The organism is Novosphingobium sp. (assembly GCF_965228995.1).
Classification (GTDB): domain Bacteria; phylum Pseudomonadota; class Alphaproteobacteria; order Sphingomonadales; family Sphingomonadaceae; genus Novosphingobium.
In genome coordinates, this window is sequence record NZ_OZ245852.1 from 654255 (window position 1) to 679470 (window position 25216).

Annotated in this window: 16 protein-coding genes and 1 tRNA gene; 8 read left to right on the top strand and 9 right to left on the bottom strand. The window is 64.0% G+C overall.

Going from position 1 to position 25216, the window contains the following annotated elements:
* Positions 1-9 precede the first annotated feature (9 nt).
* The 3 genes from ACO056_RS02985 (at position 10) to ACO056_RS02995 (ending at position 5005) form a co-directional block, all read left to right on the top strand.
* On the top strand, positions 10-3189 hold the full coding sequence (locus ACO056_RS02985; RefSeq protein ID WP_421851595.1) for an efflux RND transporter permease subunit: 3180 nt from the start codon (positions 10-12) through the stop codon (positions 3187-3189).
* Between the two features lie 83 nt (positions 3190-3272).
* Positions 3273-4487, top strand: a complete 1215-nt coding sequence (locus tag ACO056_RS02990; protein WP_421855276.1) for a DUF445 domain-containing protein — start codon at positions 3273-3275, stop codon at positions 4485-4487.
* A complete protein-coding gene (locus ACO056_RS02995) occupies positions 4484-5005 on the top strand; it encodes a GNAT family N-acetyltransferase (RefSeq protein WP_421851598.1) in 522 nt (173 codons plus the stop codon). The genes ACO056_RS02990 and ACO056_RS02995 overlap by 4 nt, the downstream gene beginning before the upstream one ends.
* On the opposite strand, the gene ACO056_RS03000 is transcribed toward ACO056_RS02995, so the two are convergent.
* The 3 genes from ACO056_RS03000 to ACO056_RS03010 all read right to left on the bottom strand — a co-directional run bounded on the left by ACO056_RS03000 (position 5002) and on the right by ACO056_RS03010 (position 9010).
* A complete protein-coding gene (locus ACO056_RS03000; RefSeq protein ID WP_421851601.1) occupies positions 5002-5808 on the bottom strand; it encodes a ferredoxin--NADP reductase in 807 nt (268 codons plus the stop codon). The two genes, ACO056_RS02995 and ACO056_RS03000, sit on opposite strands and share 4 nt — an antisense overlap.
* A gap of 120 nt (positions 5809-5928) precedes the next feature.
* On the bottom strand, positions 5929-7587 hold the full coding sequence (locus ACO056_RS03005; RefSeq protein ID WP_421851604.1) for a M28 family peptidase: 1659 nt from the start codon (positions 7585-7587) through the stop codon (positions 5929-5931).
* Positions 7588-7822: 235 nt separating this feature from the next.
* Complete coding sequence (locus tag ACO056_RS03010; RefSeq protein ID WP_421851607.1) at positions 7823-9010, bottom strand: serine hydrolase domain-containing protein; 1188 nt, start codon at positions 9008-9010, stop codon at positions 7823-7825.
* A 170-nt stretch (positions 9011-9180) separates the two neighbouring features.
* Here ACO056_RS03010 and ACO056_RS03015 point away from each other — a divergent pair, with 170 nt between their 5' ends.
* Positions 9181-9405: an AbrB/MazE/SpoVT family DNA-binding domain-containing protein gene (locus ACO056_RS03015; RefSeq protein WP_421851610.1), complete on the top strand. Its 225-nt coding sequence runs from the start codon at positions 9181-9183 to the stop codon at positions 9403-9405.
* Complete coding sequence (locus ACO056_RS03020) at positions 9398-9787, top strand: type II toxin-antitoxin system VapC family toxin (RefSeq protein ID WP_421851612.1); 390 nt, start codon at positions 9398-9400, stop codon at positions 9785-9787. The genes ACO056_RS03015 and ACO056_RS03020 overlap by 8 nt, the downstream gene beginning before the upstream one ends.
* Positions 9788-9936: 149 nt before the next feature.
* Here the strand turns inward: ACO056_RS03020 and groL are convergent, their stop codons facing one another.
* From groL to ACO056_RS03035, 3 genes are all read right to left on the bottom strand, one after another.
* Positions 9937-11580 (bottom strand): chaperonin GroEL, encoded by a 1644-nt coding sequence (gene groL / locus ACO056_RS03025; RefSeq protein WP_421851615.1) that lies wholly within the window; start codon positions 11578-11580, stop codon positions 9937-9939.
* Positions 11581-11629: 49 nt separating this feature from the next.
* Complete coding sequence (gene groES, locus ACO056_RS03030; RefSeq protein ID WP_067906513.1) at positions 11630-11917, bottom strand: co-chaperone GroES; 288 nt, start codon at positions 11915-11917, stop codon at positions 11630-11632.
* A 118-nt stretch (positions 11918-12035) separates the two neighbouring features.
* A complete protein-coding gene (locus tag ACO056_RS03035; RefSeq protein WP_421851618.1) occupies positions 12036-13412 on the bottom strand; it encodes an MATE family efflux transporter in 1377 nt (458 codons plus the stop codon).
* Between the two features lie 177 nt (positions 13413-13589).
* Between ACO056_RS03035 and ACO056_RS03040 the strand changes: the two genes are divergently transcribed.
* Positions 13590-14786, top strand: a complete 1197-nt coding sequence (locus tag ACO056_RS03040; RefSeq protein WP_421851621.1) for an MFS transporter — start codon at positions 13590-13592, stop codon at positions 14784-14786.
* An 83-nt stretch (positions 14787-14869) separates the two neighbouring features.
* On the opposite strand, the gene rplL is transcribed toward ACO056_RS03040, so the two are convergent.
* The 3 genes from rplL to ACO056_RS03055 all read right to left on the bottom strand — a co-directional run bounded on the left by rplL (position 14870) and on the right by ACO056_RS03055 (position 16276).
* Positions 14870-15247, bottom strand: coding sequence for a 50S ribosomal protein L7/L12 (gene rplL, locus ACO056_RS03045; RefSeq protein WP_421851624.1), 378 nt, complete (start codon positions 15245-15247; stop codon positions 14870-14872).
* An 85-nt stretch (positions 15248-15332) separates the two neighbouring features.
* A complete protein-coding gene (rplJ, locus tag ACO056_RS03050; protein ID WP_421851627.1) occupies positions 15333-15848 on the bottom strand; it encodes a 50S ribosomal protein L10 in 516 nt (171 codons plus the stop codon).
* Positions 15849-16204: 356 nt separating this feature from the next.
* Positions 16205-16276, bottom strand: a tRNA-OTHER gene (locus ACO056_RS03055).
* Between the two features lie 286 nt (positions 16277-16562).
* Here ACO056_RS03055 and rpoB point away from each other — a divergent pair.
* On the top strand, positions 16563-20741 hold the full coding sequence (gene rpoB, locus ACO056_RS03060) for a DNA-directed RNA polymerase subunit beta (protein WP_421851630.1): 4179 nt from the start codon (positions 16563-16565) through the stop codon (positions 20739-20741).
* Positions 20742-20824: 83 nt separating this feature from the next.
* Positions 20825-25105, top strand: a complete 4281-nt coding sequence (gene rpoC / locus ACO056_RS03065; RefSeq protein WP_421851633.1) for a DNA-directed RNA polymerase subunit beta' — start codon at positions 20825-20827, stop codon at positions 25103-25105.
* Positions 25106-25216 lie beyond the last annotated feature (111 nt).

The window sequence follows — 25216 nt, forward strand, 5'->3', positions numbered from 1 at the left end:
GCGCCGCGCATGAACTTCCGCAACATCTCCGCTTGGTCGATCCGCAACCCGGTAGTGCCGATAGTCCTGTTCCTCGGTCTCACCTTGGCGGGGATCGTGGCCTTCATGAGCATGAAGGTGCAGGACCAGCCGGACATTGAATTTCCGATGGTCATTGTCACGATTTCCCAGCCGGGCGCTGCCCCGACTGAGATCGAGAACCAGATCACGCAGCGCATCGAATCTGCGGTCCGGACGATTGCCGGGGTGGATACGCTGACATCGACGGCGACCGAAGGCTCCAGTCAGACAATGGTGCAGTTCGTCATCGGGACGGACATCAATGCCGCGGTAAACGAGGTCAAGAACGCGGTTGATCAGGTTCGCGGAGATCTGCCGGAAGGCATCCTCGAACCACAAGTGGTCAAGGCGCAAACGTCGTCAGACCCAATCGCCTACTTTGCGGTGTCTGCCGATGACATGACCATCGAGCAGCTCTCGTGGTTTATCGACGATACCGTGCGAAAGCGTCTGCTCTCGGTTCCCGGCATGGCCGAAGTCGATCGCAATGGCGGGGTGAGCCGCGAAATCGCGGTCACCCTCGATCCGATGCGGATGAAGGCACAAGGCGTTACCGCCACGCAGATCAATGCCGCGCTGCGTCAAGTCAATCTCAACGCCGCGGGCGGCCGCGCCGAAGTGGCAGGGTCGCGCCAGGCCGTGCGCGTGCTCGGCAATGCCGAGAGCGCCTTCGAGCTCTCCCGCACCGAGGTGGGCATCTCCGGTGGGCGTACCGTCCGGCTTTCAGATGTTGCCGATGTTCGAGACAGCTTCAGCGAGATCACATCGATCGCCAAGCACAACGGCAAGCCCGTCGTGACCTTCAGCATCGCTCGTGCACGCGGGCAATCCGACGTCAGCGTGTTTGACGATACGGTCAAGGAACTCGGCAAGATCGAGAAGGAACAGAACGGCCGGGTGCATTTCATCCAGCTGTTCTCCAGCGTCGGCTACACCAAGGATCAGTACAAGTCCTCGATGTCGGCGATGGTCGAGGGTGCCGTGCTGGCGGTTATCGTGGTGTTCTTCTTCCTGCGCGATTGGCGTGCGACGATCGTGTCTGCCATCGCCATTCCGCTGTCCTCGATCCCGACGTTCTGGCTGATGAGCCTGATCGGATTTACGCTCAACACGATGTCGCTACTCGCGCTGGGCCTCGTCGCGGGCGTCCTCGTCGACGATGCGATCGTGGAGATCGAGAACATCGTGCGCCACATGCGCATGGGCAAATCGGCGTATCAGGCCGCCATCGACGCGGCCGACGAGATCGGTCTGGCGGTCGTTGCTACGACTTTCTCGATCGTTGCGGTGTTTCTCCCCGTGGCGCTGATGCCCGGCGTCTCGGGGCAGTTCTTCAAGAACTTCGGCCTGACCGTGGTCATTGCGGTGCTGTTCTCGCTGCTCGTGGCCCGCATGATCACACCGATGATAGCTGCCTACTTCCTGAAGGCGCACGGCGAGGCAGAGCATGGCAACGGGCCCTGGATGCAGCGCTACATGCGGGTGCTCCAGTGGTCGCTCGATACCAGCGGCGTTGCCGCCTACCGCGAACGCTTCCCGCGGCGCTGGTTCCGTGCACGGCTGCGTGATCACCGTTTGTGGATGATGGGCGTCGCAACCGGAGCGCTCGCCTTCACTGTGGTCCTTTTCTTCGTCATTCCGTCGCAGTTCTTCCCTGAGACGGACGGCGATTTCAGCCGCATCACTATCGAGATGGTGCCTGGAACCACGATTGAGCAGACCGAACAAAAGGTCGATGAAATCCTCGCGCTCGTGAAGGATGAGCCTGAGATCGACGTTGCGCTTGAGCGCATCAATGAAGGCAATGGCCGCATTTTCCTGGAACTGAAGCGCAACCGCGAGCGGTCCAGCATGGCTTTCGAACGCGCGCTGACGCCGCGCCTGCAAAAGGTTGCCGATGCGCGCGTCAGCTTCATGAACCAGAATGGCGGCGGTCCCGGCGGCGGTTCGGGCCGGGCCATCAGCGTCATGCTCTCCGGCTCTGATCCAGACCTGCTGCAGAAGACAGCGCAGACGCTTGTCGAGCAGATGAGCCAGCTTAAGCAAGTGGTCGCACCGCGCATCAGTTCCGATTTGCGGCGGCCGGAGATCGTGATCACGCCGCATCTCGATCTGGCCGCATCCCTGGGGGTGACCACGCAGGAACTGAGCCAGGTCATCCGCATCGCCACCCAGGGCGAAATCGATCAGAACAGCGCCAAGTTCTCGCTTTCGGACCGTCAGGTGCCGATCCGGGTCAAGCTCCCTGTTTCCTCACGCCGCGATCTGTCCACGTTGCAGAACCTTCCCGTGCCGACCACATCGGGCGGCTCGGTCCCGCTTTCGCGCGTGGCGACCATCGGGTTCGGATCAGGGCCGACGAGCATTCAGCGCTACAATCAGAACCGCCGCGTCTTTGTCGGTGCCGACCTCCCTCCAGGCGTGGTCAAAGGCACTGCCGATGCGGCGATCAAGGCGCTGCCGATCATGAAGAACCTGCCGCAGGGCGTGTCCAACGCCCCTGCTGGTGAGGATCGCTGGCAGCAGGAGATGCTCTACAACTTCATGGTGGCGCTGGCTGCCGGTGTGCTGCTCGTCTTCTCGGTCCTCGTCCTGCTCTATCGCCGGTTCATTTCGCCTCTGGTGAACATGGGCTCGCTGTTCCTGGCGCCGCTGGGCGGGCTGCTGCTGCTGCTTGCGACAGGTCAGGCATTGTCGCTCCCCGTCTTTATCGGCGTCCTCATGCTCTTCGGGATCGTTGCCAAGAACTCGATCCTGCTGATCGACTTTGCGATCGAGGAGATGGCCAAGGGAACGCCCAAGCTGGAGGCGATTATCGAGGCCGGCCACAAGCGCGCCCAGCCGATCGTGATGACCACCGTGGCGATGATTGCGGGCATGGTGCCCACGGCTGTCTCGCTCGGCGGCGATGCCGGCTGGCGAGCCCCGATGGGTATTGTGGTGATCGGTGGACTTGCTCTCTCGACCTTGCTCACACTGCTGCTTGTCCCTGCCGGGTTCAGCCTTGCGGACGGTGTCGAGAAGCGGGTCGGTCCGTGGATTGGCCGACGGGTACTTTCGTACGACCCGCGTGAGGCCGCGCGTGAGAGGCACGGACATGCTGCGGGTGAGGCCTTCCCGGCGGAGTGAGCGCGACGCGAAGTGCTCCTTCCGCCGCCAACCCGGCGTATCCCTCGGCCCTCGCGCGGCGAATGACTGATCCTGCGCGCAGGATGCGGCTGTTCGCCACCGCATTGCTGCTCCTGATGGCCCTGCTGTTCCTCGCGGCTCGGCAGCTTGAAGTGCACCACTCCGGCTGGGGTTTCCTGCGCGCCTTTGCCGAAGCCGCCATGGTGGGCGGCCTCGCCGACTGGTTCGCGGTTACCGCGCTGTTCCGCCATCCGCTCGGCCTGCCCATTCCGCACACTGCGATCATACCGGTCAACAAGGACCGCATCGCCGATTCGATGGCGGCGTTCCTGCGCGCGAACTTTCTGACCCCGCCGGTCGTCGCCCGCCGCCTGCGCAGCCTGAACGCCGCGAATGCTGCCGGGAACTATCTCGCCAATCCGCGCCAGGGGGAAAGTCGGCTCGGGGCCGGTGCAGCCAGCCTCATCGCCGATGTGCTTGGATCGCTCGATCAGGAGAAGCTCGGCGGGATGGCCAAGGCGGCGCTGCGTAGCCGGATCGAGCGGCTCGCGCTGGCTCCGCTGCTTGGTAACCTGCTTGCTGCCATGATCGCGGAAGGCCGGCACATGCCGCTGATCGAGGCGTTGATCCGCCGATCAGCCGAAGCGCTCGAGGCCAATGAGGATCTCGTGCGCCGGATGATCCATGACAAGGCCAATACCGTCATGCGCTGGACGGGACTTGATGAGCGGCTCGCGAGCGGAATCCTTGATGGTCTCTACAAGCTTCTCGCCGAGACCGTGGTGATCGAGGATCATCCGCTGCGCTTGAAGATCGAGGAAAGCCTCGGCGCACTGGCCGATGCTCTGGTGAACGACCCGGCGATGCATGCACGGGTAGAAGCGATGAAGCGTGATGTGCTGGCGAACCCTGCCTTTGCCGCCTGGCTCGATGGCTTGTGGGAGCGCGGCAGGGCGCAATTGCTGCGGGCAGTTCGTTCCGGCGGCGCTGCGCGCGGTGAGGGCAGCGACCGGATCGGGGCCTCGCTGGCGGAGCTGGGCCGCGCTTTGCAGCAGGATTCGCGCCTGCAGGTGCTGGTCAACCGGTTCGCGCGGCGTACTCTGGTTGGTGTCGTTACCCGATATGGGGACGAGATCGTCCGGCTGGTGTCCGAGACGGTGCGCCGCTGGGATTCGCGGACCGTAACCGACCGGATCGAGGGTGCGGTCGGCCGCGACCTTCAATTCATCCGTATCAACGGAACACTCGTCGGCGGACTTGTCGGTGTGGCGATCCACGCGGTAGACGTCGCGCTATGAGCGGACCTGAATTCTCGACCGAACGCCTCGATCTGTGGCGGCCCGCAGCGCGCGACCATGAAGCGCTGATCGATTTGCTTGCCGATGAGGAAGTCCGCCAGCATCTCGGTAGTCGGCCAACCGGTACTGTCGAGGAATTCAATCGGCTTTGCCGTAACGCCGGTTCGTGGGCGCTGTTCGGTTATGGCATCTTCACCTGCCGCGCACGGGGTAGCGATGAAGTGCTCGGGATCTGCGGGGTATTCCATTCGTGGCGCGGGTTTGGGAAGGGGCTGGACGATACGCCGGAGATCGGCTGGATCTTCGCGCGCAAGACCTGGGGACAGGGTATCGCCAGCGAAACGGCCCGCGCTTCGCTGGCATGGTTCGACGCCACTTTCCCGGGGCGCCGCGTGGGCTGCATGATCAACGATACCAACCTGCCCTCGCTGGCGGTCGCGGCCAAGCTCGGCTTCGTCCGCTATGACGAGCAGGTAGACGGGGACACCACGCTGATCCTGCTCGAACGGCCGGCCTAACCGACAAAGGCGCGCTCGATCACATATTCACCGGGATGCGAATTGGCGCCTTCGGTGAAGCCGAAGCCCTCCAGCATCGCCGCCACTTCCTTGATCATCGTCATCGAGCCGCAGAGCATGACGCGGTCGTGCACCGGATCGAAGTTCTTCGGCTCGCCCAGCGTTCCCTGAAACAGCGTTCCGTCGAGCATCAGACCTTCGATCCGCTTGCTGGTGTGGAACGCCTCGCGTGTCACCGTGGGGATGTAGGTCAGCCGCTCGACAGCCATTTCGCCGACAAGCGGGTCGTCGGCCAGCCGTGCTTCCAGCATATCGCGATAGGCAAGGTCGGAGACGCCGCGCACCGAATGGACCACGGCGATCTGTTCGAACCGGTCGTAGATATCGGGATCGCGGATCAGCGACATCCACGGCGCAAGGCCGGTGCCCGTACCCAGCAGGAAAAGGCGGCGGCCTGGCAGCAGGGCGTCTGCCACCAGCGTGCCGGTCGGCTTGCGGCCGAGATAGATGTGATCGCCTTCCTTGATCGTCTGGAGGCGCGAGGTCAGCGGGCCATCGGGCACCTTGATCGAGAGGAACTCGAGGACTTCGTCATAGGCGGGCGAGGCCATCGAATAAGCACGCAGCAGCGGGCGGCCGTTGTCGCCCATCAGGCCGATCATCACGAATTCGCCCGACCGGAAGCGGAAGCTTGGCGGGCGGGTGATGGTGAAGGAGAACAGGAACTCATTCCAGTGGCGCACCGAGACGACGGTCTCGACTGACAGGCTGGGTGTAGGCTCAAGGGGAAACTGGTCGGGCATAGGCGGCCCTCCATGGCTGGCAGCGACGCTGCCCGATGAGTGACAATCCGTCTTTACAAATAGACTGTCAAACTGAATTCACACTAGGCCTCAGGGGACAGGTGTGCGGCGGCTGGGATGTCAGTGGCCCGCGGGATCGGGCACGAAAGCCGGTGGCGTTGCCTCACTGGCGAACCGCCAGGCGGAGAGGTAGGCGAGCTTCACGATCTTCGTCATCTTGATGTAGTTGATCCGGTCTGCAGTGTCGGTGGTGTGGTGGTAATCGGGGTGGAAGCCGGTGTTGAACCACATCGCCGGTACATCCTTCAGAACGAAGGGAAACTGATCGCTCCGGAAGAACACGTTGAGTGCATTTTCGTGGTCGAACCGATCATCGAGATCGAGGCCCACGCTGCGATTGGCGGTTTGCACGGCACGGTTGAAATCGGGGCTGTAGGGCGCGCCGATGAGGTTCAGACGGTTGGTGGTGTCCTTCGGGATATCGAGTAGCCCGGTGGTCTGGTCACTCGGTTCCTCGTTGCGGCCGATCATGTCGAAATTGATCAGGGCGCGCGTTGTGGCGAGCGGGCGCAGTGGATGCATGGCCATGTAGTAGCTGCCGAGAAGCCCGCGCTCCTCCGCCGCGAACACGGTAAACAGAATCGAGCGCTTCGGCTTCACGGAATTCGCCATGAAGGCACGCGCCAACGCGACAACGCCGACGGTGCCCGAACCGTTGTCGTCAGCGCCGTGCCAGATCTCCGGCCCGTTGCTGCCATCGTGATCGTGGTGCGCGCTGATGATCACCGTTTCGGGTGCGAGCGAGGGATCGGAGCCGGGCAGCAAGCCGACGACATTGGCCGACACGCCCCGGCTGCGCGACACGTTCTCGAGATGGAGCGCAACCGTCGTATCAGCGAGGGCACGCGACTGCGGCGCCAACGACCCATCAATGGCGCTCTGCAGCGCCTGCGGGGTCATCCCCGCCTTGGCGAGCAGAGCAGAGCCGACAACATCCGAGACAGTCAGCACCGGAATGTGCAACTCATCGTCGAGCAGCGCCTGTCCCGGAAGCGGGGGGACGCGCTTGGCGCTGCCGCCGATGCGGTTGTAGCGTTCGAGGTTGGACGGGTGCTTGCGGTTCGGTTCGGCCATGACAAGCACGGCCAGCGCACCGTGAGCCTGGGCGTTGAGCGCCTTCACCCGATTGGTGGCGTGGCGCGTGTTGCCGGTGCCATTGAAGCGCGAGGCAGGATCGTTTTCCTGCGGCTCATGCTCGAACACGAGCACGACTTTGCCGCGCACATCGAGGCCCTTGTAATCGTCGTAGCCTACGCCCGGCGCGGTAATGCCGAAGCCCGCGAAGACGAGCGGGGCGGTGAGGTCCACGTCGTCGCGGTAGCCGCCAATGAGTTCGGGCGCCTTCCAGCTTTGCTCGGCATTGCCGAGCCGGAGCGTGAGCGAATTGGCGGCAGGGTTTGAGCGATACTCGATAAGCGGCACGCTCTGAAGGTAGCTCGGCTTGCCGTTTGCATCGGTGGCGGCTGGCTGGAGCCCGGCCTTGGCGAATTCGGCGGCGATCCACTGGACGGCTGCATCATCACCGGGCTGGAGCGACATGCGGCCCTCCAGCGCATCGGAAGCGATGAAGGTGAGGTCAGCGCGCAAGTCCGCTTCACGAATCTGGTCGAATCCTGCTTTCTGTGCCGCAGGCACGGGCGCAAGCTTCGTGCCATCGGCATGCGCGGTGCCGGCCCATGCCAGTATCCCGAGGGCCGTGCCCCATACCGCCTTGCGCATCGCCATTCCCCCCATACGAGTCGTTGCCTCTAAGTTCGGGTTACAGGTTTTGTCCATTGGCCCTTGGGGGATTCGCGATGAATTTAGGTCAAGTTGACACAGTTGACACAGTCCAGAGAGCAATTGCCGCGGCCCGCCCCGGCGGCCCTTGAGGTAGCGGGATGCGAAGATGAAGGCGGGCTGCGGGGACATGCTGCCCGCCTATCCCGGTGCGGCGCTTGTAGGACAGCCGTAATCACTCCCCCGCGTCGATCAGCCCCTGAACTTTGCGGTAGAAGGCCTCGCGCGCGGCAGGTTGCGGTCCTGCATCGGCGCGGGGCCAATCGGCATTGCTGGCGATCACCAGCCGGCGCTTGGGATCGATGAAGATGCCCTGGCCGAAGATGCCCTGCGCGGCGACCGTGCCGTCGTCATAAGTCCACCACTGATAGCCATAACCCTTGCCCGGCTCGCCGATGTCCTTCTGCTTGTGCGTGGCTGCCGCGAACCAGTCGGCGGGTACGATCTGCTGGCCGCCCGCGTTGCCGTTCGCCAGCACGAACAGCCCCATCCGCGCGAAATCGCGTGTCGCAGCCTGGAGGCAGCAGCCGGCGATTTCGTGGCCGGTCTTGCCGAGCAGCCACGTTGCCTTCGCTTCCATGCCTGCGGGCTTCCAGATCCTCTCCTCGAGATACTGCGCGAGTGGCTTTTTCGTGGCCGAGGAGACGAGCACCCCGATCAGGTTGGTCTCGCCCGTGTTGTAGTGCCAGACGGTGCCGGGCGGATGCGCGCGCGGGAGCTTCCTCATGTAGCTCACCGTTGCGTCCATGCCCTTCTCGGGCTCGGCGTTGTTGAACGAGGCGACATCGGACCTGGGATCTTCGTAGTCCTCGTTCCAGCGCACGCCCGAGCTCATGGTGAGGAGCTGCGCCACGCTCACGTCGTCATAAGCCGACCTCCTGAGGTCCGGGATATACCGGCTGACCTTGTCATCGAGGCTCTTGATGTAGCCGTCCTTGATCGCCGCGCCGACGAGCGTGGAGGTGAAAGACTTGGCCACAGAGAAACTGGTCCAGCGGCCTGTGGGTCCGAAGCCGAGGCCGTAGCGTTCAAACCGCACCTTGCCATCCTGCACGATCACCAACCCGGCCGCGCGCTGGCTGGCCATGTAGGCTTCGACGCCGGGTATGACGAGCGGCTTGCCCGACGGCAGCGGCAGAGGGTGATCCGAAGGCGCAATTTCCCGCGCCTCGGCGAGCACGGGCAAGCGGTCCATCGCCCTGAACGCCGCATCGCGCTGCGGGACCGTCCACATCAGAACATCGCGATTGGTGGGCAAGGCGGCGAGCAGGCCCCGTGTTTCTGCATCGAGGCTGGCGTACCAGCCGATCCCGGCGAGCCCCAGAACCCCCGCGCCGATCAATGCAACCGTCCGTTTGCGCATCCTGCATCCCCCCTTTGCTTTGGTGCGTGAGGTTAGCGATGCGATGGCGGCTGTCTACGGCGTTGCGGCGACAGGTCGCAGCATAATCGACAGATCAGGCAAAAATGTATAATAGCTCAAAATCGACACTAAGCGGGTATTTCGACATGAATGCACAGCGGGGCAAGTTGGTGAGCGGGGGCCGTCTGCAAGTGCCGGCCGATATCCGGCGCGAACTCGGGCTTGCCGATGGCGATCCGGTGATCATGTGCATTGTCGATGGCGAACTGCACGTGCGCCCGGTGCGCGGCGTGCTGAGCCGGGTGCAGGCGCGCCTGCGCGCACATATTCCTGTTGGCGTGAGCCTGTCAGACGAATTGGTTGCAGATCGCAAACACGCCGCCGACGATGAGTGACCCGCGCTACGTGCTCGATGCCTCAGCCCTCCTCGCCGCCATGCTCGGCGAACGCGGCGCTGAAACGGTCGAGGCGCACTTCGGGCAGGCCTGCATCAGCGCGGTCAATCTTTCCGAAGTCGTCGCCAAACTGGCCGAGCGCGGCGTGCCGCAAGAGGCTATCGTCGAAAGCCTCGCAGACCTTGATCTGGACGTGCGCCCCTTCGATACCCAAGCCGCCCTTCGCGCCGGGGCCCTCCGCCCCGCCACCCGCGCCAACAGCCTCTCCTTCGGCGACCGCGCTTGCCTCGCTCTCGCCGCAGAGCAGGGGGCGACAGCGCTCACGACGGACGGGGCGTGGGTCGGGCTGGATTTGGGGATTGCGATAGAATTGGCGCGATAGCGGGCCGGGAGAAATGGAAGTGAAGATCCGATGGCTATCGTCCTCGAAGCTTCACTAGTTCTCAGTCTCCTGAATCAACCCAAACATAGAAAAAGGGCCGGAAGGTTTCCCTTCCGGCCCCAATTCTTGGTGCCTGGTAAGCGCCGGACTTAGAAGTCCATGCCGCCCATGCCGCCCATGCCGCCACCCATCGGGGGCATCGCGGGCTTGTCGTCGGGCTTCTCGCTGATCGCGGCTTCGGTCGTGATCAGGAGGCCGGCAACCGAGGCTGCGTCCTGCAGGGCAGTGCGCACGACCTTGGTCGGGTCGATGACACCGGCAGCCTTCAGGTTCTCGTAGGTGTCGGTCGCAGCGTTGAAGCCCTGGCTCTCGTCACCTTCGCGCAGCAGGTTGCCCGAGACGACCGCGCCATCGTGGCCGGCGTTCGTGGCGATCTGGCGAACCGGGGCCATGATCGCGCGGCGCACGATGTCGATGCCCTTGGTCTGGTCGTCGTTGGCGCCCTTGAGGCCGGCAAGGGCCTTGGTTGCGTAGAGCAGCGCGGTGCCGCCGCCGGGGACGATGCCTTCTTCGACCGCAGCGCGGGTCGCGTGGAGCGCGTCGTCAACGCGGTCCTTGCGCTCCTTGACTTCGACTTCCGAAGCGCCGCCGACCTTGATCACGGCCACGCCGCCAGCAAGCTTGGCAAGGCGTTCCTGCAGCTTCTCGCGGTCGTAGTCGCTGGTGGTGACTTCGATCTGGGCGCGGATCTGCTCGACGCGGGCCTTGATCTCGTCAGCCGAACCGGCGCCATCGACGATGGTGGTGTTGTCCTTGTCGATGGTGACCTTCTTGGCCTGGCCGAGCATCGCGAGCGTGACGCTCTCGAGCTTGATGCCGAGGTCTTCGGAGATCATTTCACCGGCGGTCAGCGTGGCGATATCGCCCAGCATGGCCTTGCGGCGATCACCGAAGCCGGGAGCCTTGACGGCCGCGACCTTGAGGCCGCCGCGCAGCTTGTTGACGACGAGGGTGGCGAGCGCTTCGCCTTCGATGTCCTCGGCGATGATGAGGAGCGGACGACCCGTCTGCACCACGGCCTCGAGAACCGGCAGCATCGCCTGGAGCGACGAGAGCTTCTTCTCGTGGATCAGGATGTAGGGGCTGTCGAGCTCGACCGTCATCTTGTCGGGGTTGGTGATGAAGTAGGGCGAGAGGTAGCCGCGGTCGAACTGCATGCCTTCGACGACATCGAGTTCGAATTCGAGGCCCTTGGCCTCTTCCACGGTGATCACGCCTTCCTTGCCGACCTTGTCCATCGCCTCGGCGATCTTCTGGCCGACTTCGACGTCGCCGTTGGCCGAGATGATACCGACCTGCGCGATTTCCGCAGTGCCGGCGACCGGGGTCGAGCGCGCCTTGAGGTTTTCGACGACCTTGCCGACGGCGATATCGATGCCGCGCTTGAGGTCCATCGGGTTCATGCCGGCGGCAACCGCGGTCATGCCTTCGCGCACGATCGCCTGGGCCAGCACGGTGGCAGTGGTGGTGCCGTCACCCGCGAGGTCGTTGGTCTTCGAGGCGACTTCGCGCAGCATCTGCGCGCCCATGTTCTCGAACTTGTCCTTGAGCTCGATTTCCTTGGCGACGGTAACGCCGTCCTTGGTGATGCGGGGCGCGCCGAAGCTCTTGTCGATCACGACGTTGCGGCCCTTGGGGCCCAGCGTGACCTTGACGGCATCAGCGAGGATGTCGACGCCGCGCAGAATGCGTTCGCGGGCGTCGCGGCCGAACTTTACGTCCTTGGCAGCCATGATGATTTCCTTTGAATGAAATGAAGTTGAGGAAGAAGGCCCGGCTGGATCAGCCGATCACGCCGAGGATGTCGGCTTCCTTCATGATCAGCAGGTCTTCGCCGCCGACCTTGACTTCGGTGCCCGACCACTTGCCGAACAGGACGCGGTCACCGACCTTGACGTCGAGCGGGGTGATCGTGCCGTTTTCGGCGCGGGCGCCCGAACCGATGGCAACGATTTCGCCCTCGGCGGGCTTTTCCTTGGCGCTATCGGGAATGATGATGCCGCCGGCGGTCTTTTCCTCGGCTTCGACTCGGCGCACGAGCACGCGGTCGTGCAGCGGACGGAAGGTCATGGGTATCTCCCTTGTTCCATGAAAATGAATTGGCACTTGGCACTCTCGGGGGGAGAGTGCCAGCATGCCGCATATGGGTGGGGGGAGAAGGGAGGTCAACCTCCGGCGCGCAAGTTTTTTAGGCCGGAAGGAGTCCCAGTGCGGCGCGGCGATGCCAGCGCCAGAGCAGCAGCGCGGCAACGACGATGAGGCCGACGGCAAGGCCGATCCATACGCCGAGGCCCTGCAGAGGGGTCATCAGGCCGAGCCACAGCGCGGTGCCGATGCCGGGAATCCAGTAGCCGAACAGGGCAATGCCCATTGGCACGCGCGTGTCCTGCAGGCCGCGCAGCAGCGCCGCACCAACCGCTTGCGCGCCGTCGAAGATCTGGAAGGCGGCGGCGACGACCATGTACTGCGTGGCAAGCTGCACCAGCCGTGCGTTGGCGGGGTCTGCCGGGTCGATATAGGCGGCGAGGATGAGGTTCGGGAAGACCAGCATCAGCGTCGCCATCGCGGCCATGAAGCCGATGCCGAGGACCATCGCGACCTGACCGGAGCGCGTGATCGCGGCCTTGTCGCGCGCGCCAAAGGCGAGGCCGACGCGGATCGTCGCGGCCTGGGCAATGCCGAAGGGGACCTGGAAGGTGAATGCGGCAAACTGCAGCGCGACGGTGTGGGCGGCCAGTTCTACTTCACCGATGCGGCCCATCAGGAAAGCGGCGCCATTGAACATGCCCGCCTCGGCAATGATCGTGGCGGTGATGGGAAGGCCGATGCGCAGCACATCGACGAAGCGCGTCCAGTCAGGCCGCCACCAGCGCCCGCCAAAGCGGTAGCGCTTGAGGCGGCGATCGCGGCGGATGACGACGACATAGGCCGCCAGCATGCAGGCGCTGGTGACGATGCTTGAAAGCGCCGAGCCGGTCAGGCCCATGGCGGGCGCGCCGAAGTGGCCGAAGACAAAGGTGTAGTTGCCCAGCGCGTTGACCGCGACGGCAAGGCCGTTGATCGCGGTACCGATCATCGGGCGGCCGAGCGTGGACACCACCGTGCGCAGCAGCGCGGCCATTACGGCCGGGATCGAGGCCCACATCAGCACGTTGAGGAACGGCACGGCGAGCGCGATGACGTCTTCGCTCTGCCCGGTGATCCGCATCAGCGGTCCGCCAAGCATGCACACACCCATCGCGCCAACTGCGGCAATGAATCCGGCCCAGCCTGCCATGCGCACGGTGCGGCGCACTTCACGCACGGCGTGGCGCCGAGCACCGATCTCTGCCGCGATCAGCGGGGAGGCCGCGCCGACAAGGCCGGTGAGACTCCAGATGAGCAGGCCGAACAGCGAGACCGAGAGCGCCGAGGCGGCAAGCGCCACGGGGCCGAGCCGCGCGACGAAGATAACGTCGACCGCGAAGACCGCCATCTGCAGCAGATTCGCGCCAACGAGCGGCGCGGCAAGATGCAGCGTCGCGCGCCATTCATCGCTCCAGCGGGTGGGGGCTGCCTCGAACATGGGGAGGCCCATAGGGGTTGTGGCGCGCAAAGAACAGGTGTTGTCGGCCTGCGGCTGCGCCCCTACCCTCATGGCCGGATCGGGGAGGGCGGCGGAATGGCGGCATCGGGGGCGCAGGAGGCACGGGTCGGCAATGGGGCCGATAACAGGGCCGATAACAGGGCCGATAACAGGGCAGTGACCGTACTTGTCGCGCTGCTGGGCCTCGCGGTGCTGCTCAATTTCGTCGATCGCGGCGCGATCGGCATCGCGGCGCCGTTGATGAAGGCGGACCTGCACCTCACCGCCACGCAGTTCGGCATCGCCGTTTCGGCCTTTTTCTGGCTCTATGGCCCAGCACACCCGTTGGTCGGGTGGCTGGCGGACCGGGTCTCGGTCTACCGCCTCTATGCCATGGGTGTGGCGGTGTGGGCCACCAGCACTTTGCTGACGGGCTTTGCCAGCGGCCTCACCGGCCTCATCCTGCTGCGCATGATGTTGGGTCTGGGCGAAAGCTGCGCCTTTTCGGGAAGTTCGAAGATGATCGCCCGCCATGTCCCGCCGGAGCGGCGCGGCCTGGCCAATGCGGTCGTGGGCGTCGGCATCGCGCTGGGGCCGGCCGTCGGCACGCTGGCGGGCGGCGCGATTCTTGGTGGTTGGGGCTGGCGGGCAATCTTCATCCTGTTCGGCGCGGGCACGCTGCTCTGGCTTGCGCCGTGGTTTGCCGCCGTGCGTGCGTTGCCGCAGGGCCGCGAACCCGCGCAGGCCAGCCTGCACATGCCCTATCTGCAGCTGCTTTCGCACCGCGCGCTGTGGCTGATGGGCCTGTGCAATGCGACGGCGAACTTCTGCGCCTTCTTTGTCGTCGTGTGGCTGCCGCTCTATCTCACCACCAGCCGCGGCTTTTCGATTGCGACAATGTCTGCCTTCGCCACCACGACTTACGTGGTTCAGGCCCTGTCATCGGTGGGCTGCGGCCAGGTTTCGGATCTTCTGATCCGGCGCGGACTCGATGAAGGTTTGGTGCGACGCCGGTTTGCCGTTCTCGGGCAGATCGGCATGGTCATCGGGGTGCTGGGCATCGCCTATGCAGCTTCGCCGGCGGCCGTGCTCGGCTGGCTCCTGTTGACGGGCGCGGCAATGGGCATCGGCCCCACGATGGTTTTCGCGCTGGGCCAGATTTACGCGGGGCCACGTCTCGCCGGCAGCTGGATCGGGTGGCAGACCGGCATAGCCAGCATTTCGGGAATCATCGGACCGATCGTGACCGGCGCGATCGTGGATGCGACGGGCTCCTACGTCGGCGCGTTTCTCTTTGTCGCCGGGGTGAGCGCGGTCGGCGCGCTGCTGTTCCAGTTTGCCCTGCCCCCGGTGCGGCAGATCGACATTCATTGAGGCCGCAAACAAAAAGGGCAGGCCTTGCGGCCCGCCCTTTCCGTCACACGGATGCTTCAAGACACCCGCGAAACTGCAAGATCTTACTTGATCTCGACGGTGCCGCCAGCGGCTTCGATCTTGGCCTTGATGTCCTCGGCCTCGGCCTTGTTGACACCTTCCTTGATCGCCTTCGGAGCCGATTCCACAAGGGTCTTGGCTTCGGTCAGGCCGAGGGCGGTGATCGCGCGCACTTCCTTGATGACCTGGATCTTCTTGCCGCCGTCGCCGGTCAGGATGACGTCGAATTCGGTCTTCTCTTCGACCGGAGCAGCGGCTTCGCCGCCACCGGCGGGCGCAGCAACGGCAACAGCAGCGGCGGCGCTGACGCCCCATGCTTCTTCGAGAGCCTTGGCGAGGTCAGCGGCTTCGAGAACGGTGAGCTTCGAAAGTTCTGCAACGAGATTGGCGATATCGGCCATGATGATAACTCCTCAATGTGATTTGCCCGGACGGGCGAATGATTGGAAAAACAGTCCGAAGATTGCGTTCGCCGGTTTTTGGCGCTTACGCGGCATCCTTCTCGGCGTAGGCAGCAAAGACACGAGCCAGCTTGGCCGCCGGAGCGGTCGTGAGCTGGGCGATCTTGGTCGCCGGAGCCTGAATGAGGCCGATGAGCTTGGCGCGCATCTCGTCGAGCGAGGGCATCGTGGCGAGTGCCTTGATCCCATCGACGTTGAGAACCACCGAACCCATTGCACCGCCAACGATTTCGAGCTTGTCGTTGGTCTTGGCGAAATCGACGATGACCTTGGCGGCCGCCACCGGATCCGCCGAAGCGGCGATGCCGGTGGGACCCGTGAAGAGGTCAACCATGCCCTCGTACGCGGTGCCCTTGGCGGCAATCTTGGCCAGACTGTTCTTCGCAACCTTGAACGAAGCGCCCGCCTCGCGGACCTTGATGCGCAGGGCAGTGGACTGGGCCACCGTCATGCCGAGGTTGCGGGTGATAACCACCGTGCCTGCCTCGTTGAACACCTCGGTCAGGAAGGCGACCGATTCGGCTTTCTGCGAACGATCCATGCCATACTCCTTCACATGTGGCCGAAGGGGGCATGCCCCCGACGACCGGCTACGTATGTCCATGGCACCAGGGGCACCACGGGCGAGTCCGTTGAGGGGGGAAGGAGCGTGCGGAAAACCGCACGAATGGCTGGCGTTCCGCATAGGAGCGGATCATCAGGCCGTGGGCGCTTTTGGCGCCCGGAATCTCTTTTCCCCGTCTAGGCTGGAGATTAAGCAGGAAGCCTGCGCCAGCTGTCTCGGACGGATGACTTTCTGAGCCGAAGCCCGTCTGGTCGGCGGGCGCATTGGCGCAAGCGCGGCGAAGAGTCAAGCAAACCGGGGCGTACTTCTGACTTGAGGCGCCAACAGAGGTGAGCGACGGGTGGGGCTTGAACCGCACGTCGTTCCGGTATTTCACGGTGCACTCTCCAGTTGTGCTACCGCCGTTCGCGACCGTCCTAACCGGTCGTCGCACATTGACAATGGTGCCCATCACCCCTATTTCGCCGGCTCTGCCCACCACTTCGAGCAAGGCGGTCCCATACGCGGGGGATTGCCCAGGAAGGAAGCGGTCCGGGTTTCGTCTGACGCGATGATGCCAATTACCACCGGGAATCCAGCTGGAATCCATGGGTGGCGTTTGGCGTTTCGTGCGTTGGCACCACACGCCGCGTGTGGTTTCCGCCGGGTTTCCTGCCCGGCCTGAGTGACAGACAAGAGGTTGAACCTTCCATGGCTACCAAGGCAACTCCCTCGGCCAAGCCGGCACGCGCCGGTTTCAAGAAGCGCATCCGCAAGATCTTCGGCGACATCCACGAAGTGGTGCAGATGCCGAATCTGATCGAGGTTCAGCGCGAAAGCTACGAGCAGTTCCTGCGTTCGGATCCGGCCACGGGCTATGTCTCGGGTCTGGAGAAGACGCTGCGCTCGGTCTTCCCGATCCAGGACTTCGCCGGCACCGCCAGCCTCGATATCAAGGAGCGCGACGGCTATGTGCTCGAGGCGCCGAAGTACGACGTCAACGAGTGCCGCCAGCGCGGGATCACTTATGCCGCGCCGATGAAGGTGACGCTCAAGCTCGCGACTTTCGAAGTCGACAGCGAGACCGAGACCAAGAGCCTCATCGATATCAAGGAGCAGGACGTCTACATGGGCGATATCCCGCTCATGACCGACAACGGCACCTTCATCATCAACGGGACCGAACGCGTCATCGTCAGCCAGATGCACCGCTCGCCGGGCGTCCTGTTCGACCATGACCGCGGCAAGACCCACTCTTCGGGCAAGTATCTGTTTGCCGCACGCGTCATTCCTTATCGCGGTTCGTGGCTCGATTTCGAGTTCGACGCCAAGGACATCGTCAACGTCCGCATCGACCGCAAGCGCAAGCTGCCGGTGACGGCGCTGCTCTATGCGCTCGGCCTCAACGGCGAGCAGATCCTCGACTTCTTCTACGACAAAGTCGTGTGGGCGCGTGCCGAGGGCGGCTGGAAGGTGCCTTTCGTGCTCGACCAGTGGCGCGGTACGAAGCCCGCGTTCGACATCGTCGATGCCGCTTCGGGTGAAGTCGTGTTCCCCGCCGGCACCAAGATCAGCCCGCGCGCAGCCAACAAGGCGGCCAAGGACGGGTTGCAGAATCTGCTCATCCCGACCGAGGAAATCTTCGGCCGCTATGCCGCCAAGGACATGATCGACGAAAGCACCGGTCGCATCTGGATCGAGGCGGGCGACGAAGTTTCGCCTGAGAACCTCGAAGTGCTCGACCGCGCTGGTGTCGACGTGCTCGAACTGCTCGACATCGACCACGTGAACACGGGTCCGTGGATCCGCAACACGATGAAGGCCGACAAGGCCGAGGACCGCGACCAGGCACTTTCGGACATCTACCGCGTGATGCGCCCCGGCGAGCCGCCGACGCGCGAAACCGCTGAAGCGCTGTTCGACGGCCTGTTCTTCGATCCGGACCGCTATGACCTTTCGGCGGTGGGCCGCGTCAAGCTCAACATGCGTCTTGGCCTCGATTGCCCGGACACCATCACCACGCTGCGCACCGATGATATCCTCGCCGTGGTCAAGGAGCTGGTGAACCTCAAGGACGGCAAGGGCGAAGTCGACGACATCGACAACCTCGGCAACCGCCGTGTCCGTTCGGTGGGCGAGCTGCTGGAAAACCAGTACCGCGTCGGCCTGCTGCGCATGGAGCGCGCGGTGAAGGAGCGCATGAGCTCGGTCGACGTCTCGACCGTGATGCCGAACGACCTCATCAACGCGAAGCCCGCTGTGGCCGCGGTGCGCGAGTTCTTCGGTTCCTCGCAGCTCTCGCAGTTCATGGACCAGACCAACCCGCTTTCGGAAGTCACCCACAAGCGCCGCGTTTCGGCGCTCGGGCCGGGTGGTCTGACCCGCGAGCGCGCCGGCTTCGAAGTGCGCGACGTGCACCCGACGCACTATGGCCGCATCTGCCCGATTGAAACGCCGGAAGGCCCGAACATCGGTCTGATCAACTCGCTCAGCACCTTCGCCCGCGTCAACAAGTACGGCTTCATCGAGACGCCGTACCGCAAGGTCGTGGACCAGAAGGTCACCGGCGACGTGGTCTATCTCTCGGCGATGGAAGAGCAGAAGCACACCGTGGCGCAGGCCTCGGCCGAGCTCAATCCGGACGGTTCGTTCCAGGAAGAGCTCGTCTCGGCGCGGCAGAACGGCGAATTCGTAATGAGCCCGCGCGAGAACGTGACGCTCATGGACGTCAGCCCCAAGCAGCTGGTGTCGGTTGCCGCCTCGCTCATTCCGTTCCTTGAAAACGACGACGCCAACCGCGCGCTGATGGGCTCGAACATGCAGCGCCAGGCGGTGCCGCTGGTCAAGGCCGACGCGCCGTTCGTGGGCACCGGCATGGAAGAAACCGTTGCGCGCGATTCGGGCGCGGCGATTTCGGCGCTGCGTTCGGGCGTGGTCGATCAGGTCGACGCGACCCGCATCGTGATCCGCGCCTCGGGCGATATCGAACCCGGCCAGTCGGGCGTTGATATCTACCGCCTGCAGAAGTTCGAGCGTTCGAACCAGTCGACCTGCATCAACCAGCGTCCGCTGGTGAAGGTGGGCGATCTGATCGAAAAGGGCATGATCATCGCCGACGGTCCCTCGACCGAGTTCGGCGAGCTGGCGCTCGGCCGGAACGTGCTCGTCGCGTTCATGCCGTGGAATGGCTACAACTACGAAGACTCGATCCTGATCAGCGAACGCATCGTGAAGGAAGACGTCTTCACCTCGATCCACATCGAGGAGTTCGAAGTCATGGCCCGCGACACCAAGCTTGGGCCGGAAGACATCACCCGCGACATCCCGAACGTCGGCGAGGAAGCCCTGCGCAACCTCGACGAAGCGGGCATCGTCTACATCGGCGCCGAAGTGCACCCCGGTGACATTCTCGTCGGCAAGATCACGCCCAAGGGCGAATCGCCGATGACGCCGGAAGAGAAGCTGCTTCGCGCGATCTTCGGCGAAAAGGCGAGCGATGTGCGCGACACTTCGCTGCGTCTGCCGCCGGGCGTTTCGGGCACGATCGTCGATGTGCGCGTGTTCAACCGTCACGGCATCGAGATCGACGACCGTACCCGCGCGATCCAGAACGAGGAAATCGAACGCCTCGCCAAGGACCGCGAGGACGAGCGCGCGATCCTCAACCGCGCGACTTTCAACCGTCTCAGGGAAATGCTGGTCGGTGAGGTTTCGGCCGCAGCACCCAAGGGCGTGAAGAAGGGCGAAGAGATCACCGAGCAGGTGCTCGCCGATGTCGAGCGCCACGAGTGGTGGAAGTTCGCCCTCGCCGACGACGCGCGCCAGCAGCAGCTGGAAGCGGTCAAGGCACAGTACGACGCCGCCGTCCGCGCGATCCAGGAGAAGTTCGAGGACCGCAAGGAGAAGCTCGAACGCGGCGACGAACTGGCGCCCGGCGTGCTCAAGATGGTCAAGGTCTTCGTCGCGGTGAAGCGCAAGCTGCAGCCGGGCGACAAGATGGCCGGCCGTCATGGCAACAAGGGTATCATCAGCCGCATTCTGCCGCAGGAAGACATGCCGTTCCTCGAGGACGGCACGCCGGTCGACTTCGTGCTCAACCCGCTGGGCGTGCCTTCGCGCATGAACGTCGGACAGATCTTCGAAACGCACCTCGGCTGGGCCGCGCGTGGCCTCGGCAAGCGGATCGGCGCGGCGCTCGATGCGTGGCGCGAAGCCAATCCGAACCCCGAAGCCGGGCAGCCGCCTGAAGCGGTCCGCGACCTGCTCAAGGAGATCTACGGCGATAACTACACCGCCGAGATCGACGCGCGCAGCGATGATCAGATCGTCGACCTCGCCCAGTCGGTTCGCCAGGGCGTGCCGATGGGTTCGCCGGTGTTCGACGGCGCGGTCGAAAAGGACGTGACCGACATGCTGCGGCTCGCAGGCCTCGACGAATCGGGCCAGGTGACGCTCTATGACGGCCGCACCGGTGAGGCGTTCGACCGCAAGGTCACGGTGGGCATGAAGTACGTGCTCAAGCTCCACCACCTTGTCGACGACAAGATCCACGCACGTTCGATCGGGCCCTACAGCCTCGTCACCCAGCAGCCGCTGGGCGGCAAGGCGCAGTTCGGCGGCCAGCGCTTCGGCGAAATGGAAGTCTGGGCGCTGCAGGCCTATGGCGCTGCGTACACGCTGCAGGAAATGCTGACGGTGAAGTCCGACGACGTGGTCGGCCGCACCAAGGTTTACGAAGCGATCGTCAAGGGTGACGACACCTTCGAGGCCGGCATTCCCGAGAGCTTCAATGTGCTCGTCAAGGAAATGCGCAGCCTGGGTCTCAACGTCGAACTTTCGTCGATCGACGAGCCGGACGACGATGACGGGATGCCGATGGCGGCGGAGTGACAGTCGAATGGCCGGCGCGGCACCTGCCCGCCGGCCAACTGACTGATCGCCCTTAGAGTTTCCCTCCAAGCGAGGAATGAAGAATGAACGACCTTACCAAGTTCACCAACCAGATCGCCAAGCCCGAGACGTTCGACCAGATCCAGATCGGTCTGGCGAGCCCCGAGCGCATCCGCAGCTGGTCCTTCGGCGAAATCAAGAAGCCGGAAACGATCAACTACCGCACGTTCAAGCCCGAGCGTGACGGCCTGTTCTGCGCGCGCATCTTCGGCCCGGTGAAGGACTACGAGTGCCTCTGCGGCAAGTACAAGCGCATGAAGTACAAGGGCGTCGTCTGCGAGAAGTGCGGCGTCGAAGTCACCGTCACCAAGGTGCGCCGCGAGCGCATGGGCCACATCGAGCTGGCCGCGCCGGTCGCGCACATCTGGTTCCTGAAGTCGCTGCCTTCGCGCATCGGCCTGCTGCTCGACATGCAGCTCAAGCAGCTTGAGCGCATCCTCTACTTCGAGAGCTATGTCGTGATCGAGCCGGGTATCACCCCGCTCGAGCGCTACCAGCTGCTCACCGAAGACGAACTGCTCGACGCGCAGGACGAGTACGGCGAAGACGCGTTCTCGGCCGGAATCGGCGCCGAGGCGGTCAAGCAGATGCTGATGGACCTCGACCTCGAGCAGGAACGCAAGGACCTGCTGGAGGAACTCGCCACCACCAAGAGCGAGCTGAAGCCCAAGAAGATCATCAAGCGCCTGAAGGTCGTCGAATCGTTCATCGATTCGGGCAACCGTCCGGAGTGGATGATCCTCGACGTGATCCCGGTCATCCCGCCCGAACTGCGCCCGCTGGTGCCGCTCGATGGTGGCCGTTTCGCGACTTCGGATCTCAACGATCTCTATCGCCGCGTCATCAACCGCAACAACCGCCTCAAGCGCCTGATCGAGCTGCGCGCGCCGGACATCATCGTCCGCAACGAAAAGCGCATGCTGCAGGAAGCGGTTGACGCGCTGTTCGACAACGGCCGCCGCGGCCGCATCATCACGGGCGCCAACAAGCGTCCGCTGAAGTCGCTGTCCGACATGCTCAAGGGCAAGCAGGGCCGCTTCCGCCAGAACCTGCTCGGCAAGCGCGTCGACTATTCGGGCCGTTCGGTGATCGTGACCGGTCCCGAGCTCAAGCTGCACCAGTGCGGCCTGCCCAAGAAGATGGCGCTCGAGCTGTTCAAGCCGTTCATCTACGCCCGCCTCGATGCCAAGGGTCTCTCGATGACCCTGAAGCAGGCCAAGAAGTGGGTCGAGAAGGAGCGCAAGGAAGTCTGGGACATCCTGGATGAAGTGATCCGCGAGCACCCGGTGATGCTGAACCGCGCACCGACGCTCCACCGCCTTGGCATCCAGGCTTTCGAGCCCGTGCTGATCGAAGGCAAGGCGATCCAGCTGCACCCGCTCGTCTGCTCGGCGTTCAACGCTGACTTCGACGGTGACCAGATGGCCGTCCACGTGCCGCTTTCGCTGGAAGCCCAGCTCGAAGCGCGCGTGCTGATGATGTCGACCAACAACATCCTTTCGCCTGCCAACGGCAAGCCGATCATCGTGCCTTCGCAGGACATGGTGCTGGGCCTCTATTACCTGTCGATGGACCGTCAGGGTGAGCCGGGCGAAGGCATGATGATGGCCGACATGGCTGAAGTGCATCAGGCGCTGTTCGCCGGTGCCGTCACCATGCACACCAAGATCGTGGCGCGCGTGCCGCAGACCGACGAGAGCGGGAAGCAGTACCTCAAGCGTTACAACACGACGCCGGGCCGCATGCTGATCGGCGAATGCCTGCCCAAGAGCAGCACGGTTCCCTTCGAGCTGGTCAACCGCCTGCTCACCAAGAAGGAAATCGCCGACGTCATCGATCAGGTCTATCGCCACACCGGCCAGAAGGACACGGTGCTGTTTGCCGACGCGATCATGGCGCTGGGCTTCCGCAATGCGTTCAAGGCGGGCATTTCGTTCGGCAAGGACGACATGATCATCCCCGACAGCAAGGACGCGCTGGTGGGTGAGACCAAGGAACTGGTGGCCGACTACGAGCAGCAGTATCAGGACGGTCTGATCACCCAGCAGGAAAAGTACAACAAGGTGATCGACGCCTGGAGCCGTTGCGGCGATCAGGTGGCGGCGGCCATGATGGAAGAGATCAAGGCCACTCCGCTCGACGATCAGGGCCGTGAGGCGCAGGTCAACTCGATCTACATGATGAGCCATTCGGGCGCGCGCGGTTCGCCGACGCAGATGAAGCAGCTCGCCGGTATGCGCGGCCTGATGGCCAAGCCTTCGGGCGAAATCATCGAAACGCCGATCATTTCGAACTTCAAGGAAGGTCTGACCGTCCTTGAGTACTTCAACTCGACCCACGGCGCTCGTAAGGGTCTTGCGGATACCGCGTTGAAGACTGCCAACTCGGGCTATCTGACGCGCCGTCTTGTCGACGTTTCGCAGGACTGCGTCGTCACCATCGACGATTGCGGCACCGAGCGGGCGCTCGAAATGCGCGCGATCGTGCAGGGCGGCGCGACGATCGCCTCGCTTGGCGAGCGCATTCTGGGCCGCACGCTGGCCGAGGACATGATCGAGGCCAAGACCGGCGAAGTGCTGATGCCCAAGGGTACGCTGCTCGACGAAGCCGCGATCACGAAGATCGAGGCTGCGGGCGCACAGTCGGCGCGCATCCGCTCGCCGCTGATCTGCGCGGCGCAAGTCGGCGTGTGCGGCACCTGCTATGGCCGCGACCTTGCGCGCGGTACGCCGGTGAACATCGGTGAAGCGGTCGGCGTCATCGCGGCGCAGTCGATCGGTGAGCCGGGCACGCAGCTGACCATGCGTACGTTCCACATCGGTGGTGCTGCGCAGGTCAACGAGCAGTCCAACCTCGAATCGCTGTGCGACGGTACTGTGGTGTACCGTGATATCCCGACAATCACCGACTCGCGCGGTCGCCGCCTCAGCCTTGCCCGCAACGGCGAGATCGTGGTGCTCGACAACGAGGGCCGTGAACGCGCGATGCACCGCGTGCCCTACGGTACGCACCTGATCCACGAGAACGGGGCCACGGTGAAGCTGGGCGAACGCCTGGCCGAGTGGGATCCGTTCACCCTGCCGGTGATCACCGACAAGCCGGGTGTGGTCCGCTATCAGGACCTCATCGACGGCCGCACGCTGACCGAACTGGTCGACGACGCGACCGGCATCGCCCAGCGCGTCGTGACCGAAAACCGCGCTGGTGGGCGCGCGAAGAAGGAAGATCTCCGTCCGCGCCTGACCCTGCTTGACGAGAACTCGGGTGAAACCGGCCGCTATCTGATGGCGCCGGGCACCACGCTTTCGGTCGAGGATGGCCAGACGGTTCAGGCAGGTGACGTGCTGGCGCGTGCCAGCCGCGAAGCCGCCAAGACCCGCGACATCACCGGCGGTCTGCCGCGCGTGGCCGAACTGTTCGAAGCGCGCATCCCGAAGGACAACGCGATCATCGCGAAGATCTCGGGCCGCATCGAATTCGTTCGCGACTACAAGGCCAAGCGCAAGATCGCGATCATCCCCGAGGAAGGCGAGCCGGTCGAGTACCTGATCCCCAAGTCCAAGGTGATCGACGTTCAGGAAGGCGACTGGGTCAAGAAGGGCGATAACCTGATTTCCGGTTCGCCCAACCCGCATGACATTCTGGAAGTGATGGGGGTCGAGGCGCTGGCCGAGTACCTCGTTGCGGAAATCCAGGAAGTCTACCGTCTGCAGGGCGTGAAGATCAACGACAAGCACATCGAGGTGATCGTTCGCCAGATGCTGCAGAAGGTCGAGATCACCAACGGTGGCGATACCACGCTGCTGGCTGGTGAGCAGGTCGATCTGGAAGAAATGAACGAATACAACGCCAAGCTGGCTCCGGGCATGGCCCCGGCCGAAGGCAAGCCGGTGCTGCTGGGCATCACCAAGGCTTCGCTGCAGACGCGTTCGTTCATCTCGGCGGCTTCGTTCCAGGAAACCACCCGCGTGCTCACGCAGGCGGCGGTCGAAGGCAAGCGGGACTCGCTGATCGGCCTCAAGGAGAACGTGATCGTCGGCCGCCTGATCCCGGCAGGCACGGGTGCGGGCATGAACCGTCTGCGCGTTGCGGCCACCAGCCGCGATGCCGCGCTGCGCGCTTCGTACCGCAAGCTGCAGGAATCGCTCATCGCGCCCGCTTCGGCAGCCGAAGAGCATGCCGCAGAGCTGGCACAGGGCCCGGAAGCGGCAATCGGCAACGATCCGCTCGCGGCCGTCGAGGGTGAAACCCACGGTCTCGACGCCGATGCCGGTGATTACCTGATCGAGGGTGACGAGGCCTGATCGGCTGAACCACCCCGGTGCTTGAACTGAAGACCCCGCCGGCCCTGCCGGCGGGGTTTTTGGTTTCATGGCAAGGTCGTACGTAGTTTTTGCAGGGTTACCGAGCGGCTC

What these genes read in the sequence shown, in the direction of transcription:
- rpoB (WP_421851630.1), top strand. Translation starts at nt 16,563, where the DNA reads ATGGCTACCAAGGCAACTCCCTCGGCCAAGCCGGCACGCGCCGGTTTC.
- groL (WP_421851615.1), bottom strand. Translation starts at nt 11,580, where the DNA reads ATGGCTGCCAAGGACGTAAAGTTCGGCCGCGACGCCCGCGAACGCATT.
- ACO056_RS03035 (WP_421851618.1), bottom strand. Translation starts at nt 13,412, where the DNA reads ATGTTCGAGGCAGCCCCCACCCGCTGGAGCGATGAATGGCGCGCGACG.
- ACO056_RS03010 (WP_421851607.1), bottom strand. Translation starts at nt 9,010, where the DNA reads ATGCGCAAACGGACGGTTGCATTGATCGGCGCGGGGGTTCTGGGGCTC.
- ACO056_RS02985 (WP_421851595.1), top strand. Translation starts at nt 10, where the DNA reads ATGAACTTCCGCAACATCTCCGCTTGGTCGATCCGCAACCCGGTAGTG.
- rplL (WP_421851624.1), bottom strand. Translation starts at nt 15,247, where the DNA reads ATGGCCGATATCGCCAATCTCGTTGCAGAACTTTCGAAGCTCACCGTT.
- ACO056_RS03005 (WP_421851604.1), bottom strand. Translation starts at nt 7,587, where the DNA reads ATGCGCAAGGCGGTATGGGGCACGGCCCTCGGGATACTGGCATGGGCC.
- ACO056_RS02995 (WP_421851598.1), top strand. Translation starts at nt 4,484, where the DNA reads ATGAGCGGACCTGAATTCTCGACCGAACGCCTCGATCTGTGGCGGCCC.
- rpoC (WP_421851633.1), top strand. Translation starts at nt 20,825, where the DNA reads ATGAACGACCTTACCAAGTTCACCAACCAGATCGCCAAGCCCGAGACG.
- rplJ (WP_421851627.1), bottom strand. Translation starts at nt 15,848, where the DNA reads ATGGATCGTTCGCAGAAAGCCGAATCGGTCGCCTTCCTGACCGAGGTG.
- ACO056_RS03020 (WP_421851612.1), top strand. Translation starts at nt 9,398, where the DNA reads ATGAGTGACCCGCGCTACGTGCTCGATGCCTCAGCCCTCCTCGCCGCC.
- ACO056_RS02990 (WP_421855276.1), top strand. Translation starts at nt 3,273, where the DNA reads ATGCGGCTGTTCGCCACCGCATTGCTGCTCCTGATGGCCCTGCTGTTC.
- groES (WP_067906513.1), bottom strand. Translation starts at nt 11,917, where the DNA reads ATGACCTTCCGTCCGCTGCACGACCGCGTGCTCGTGCGCCGAGTCGAA.
- ACO056_RS03000 (WP_421851601.1), bottom strand. Translation starts at nt 5,808, where the DNA reads ATGCCCGACCAGTTTCCCCTTGAGCCTACACCCAGCCTGTCAGTCGAG.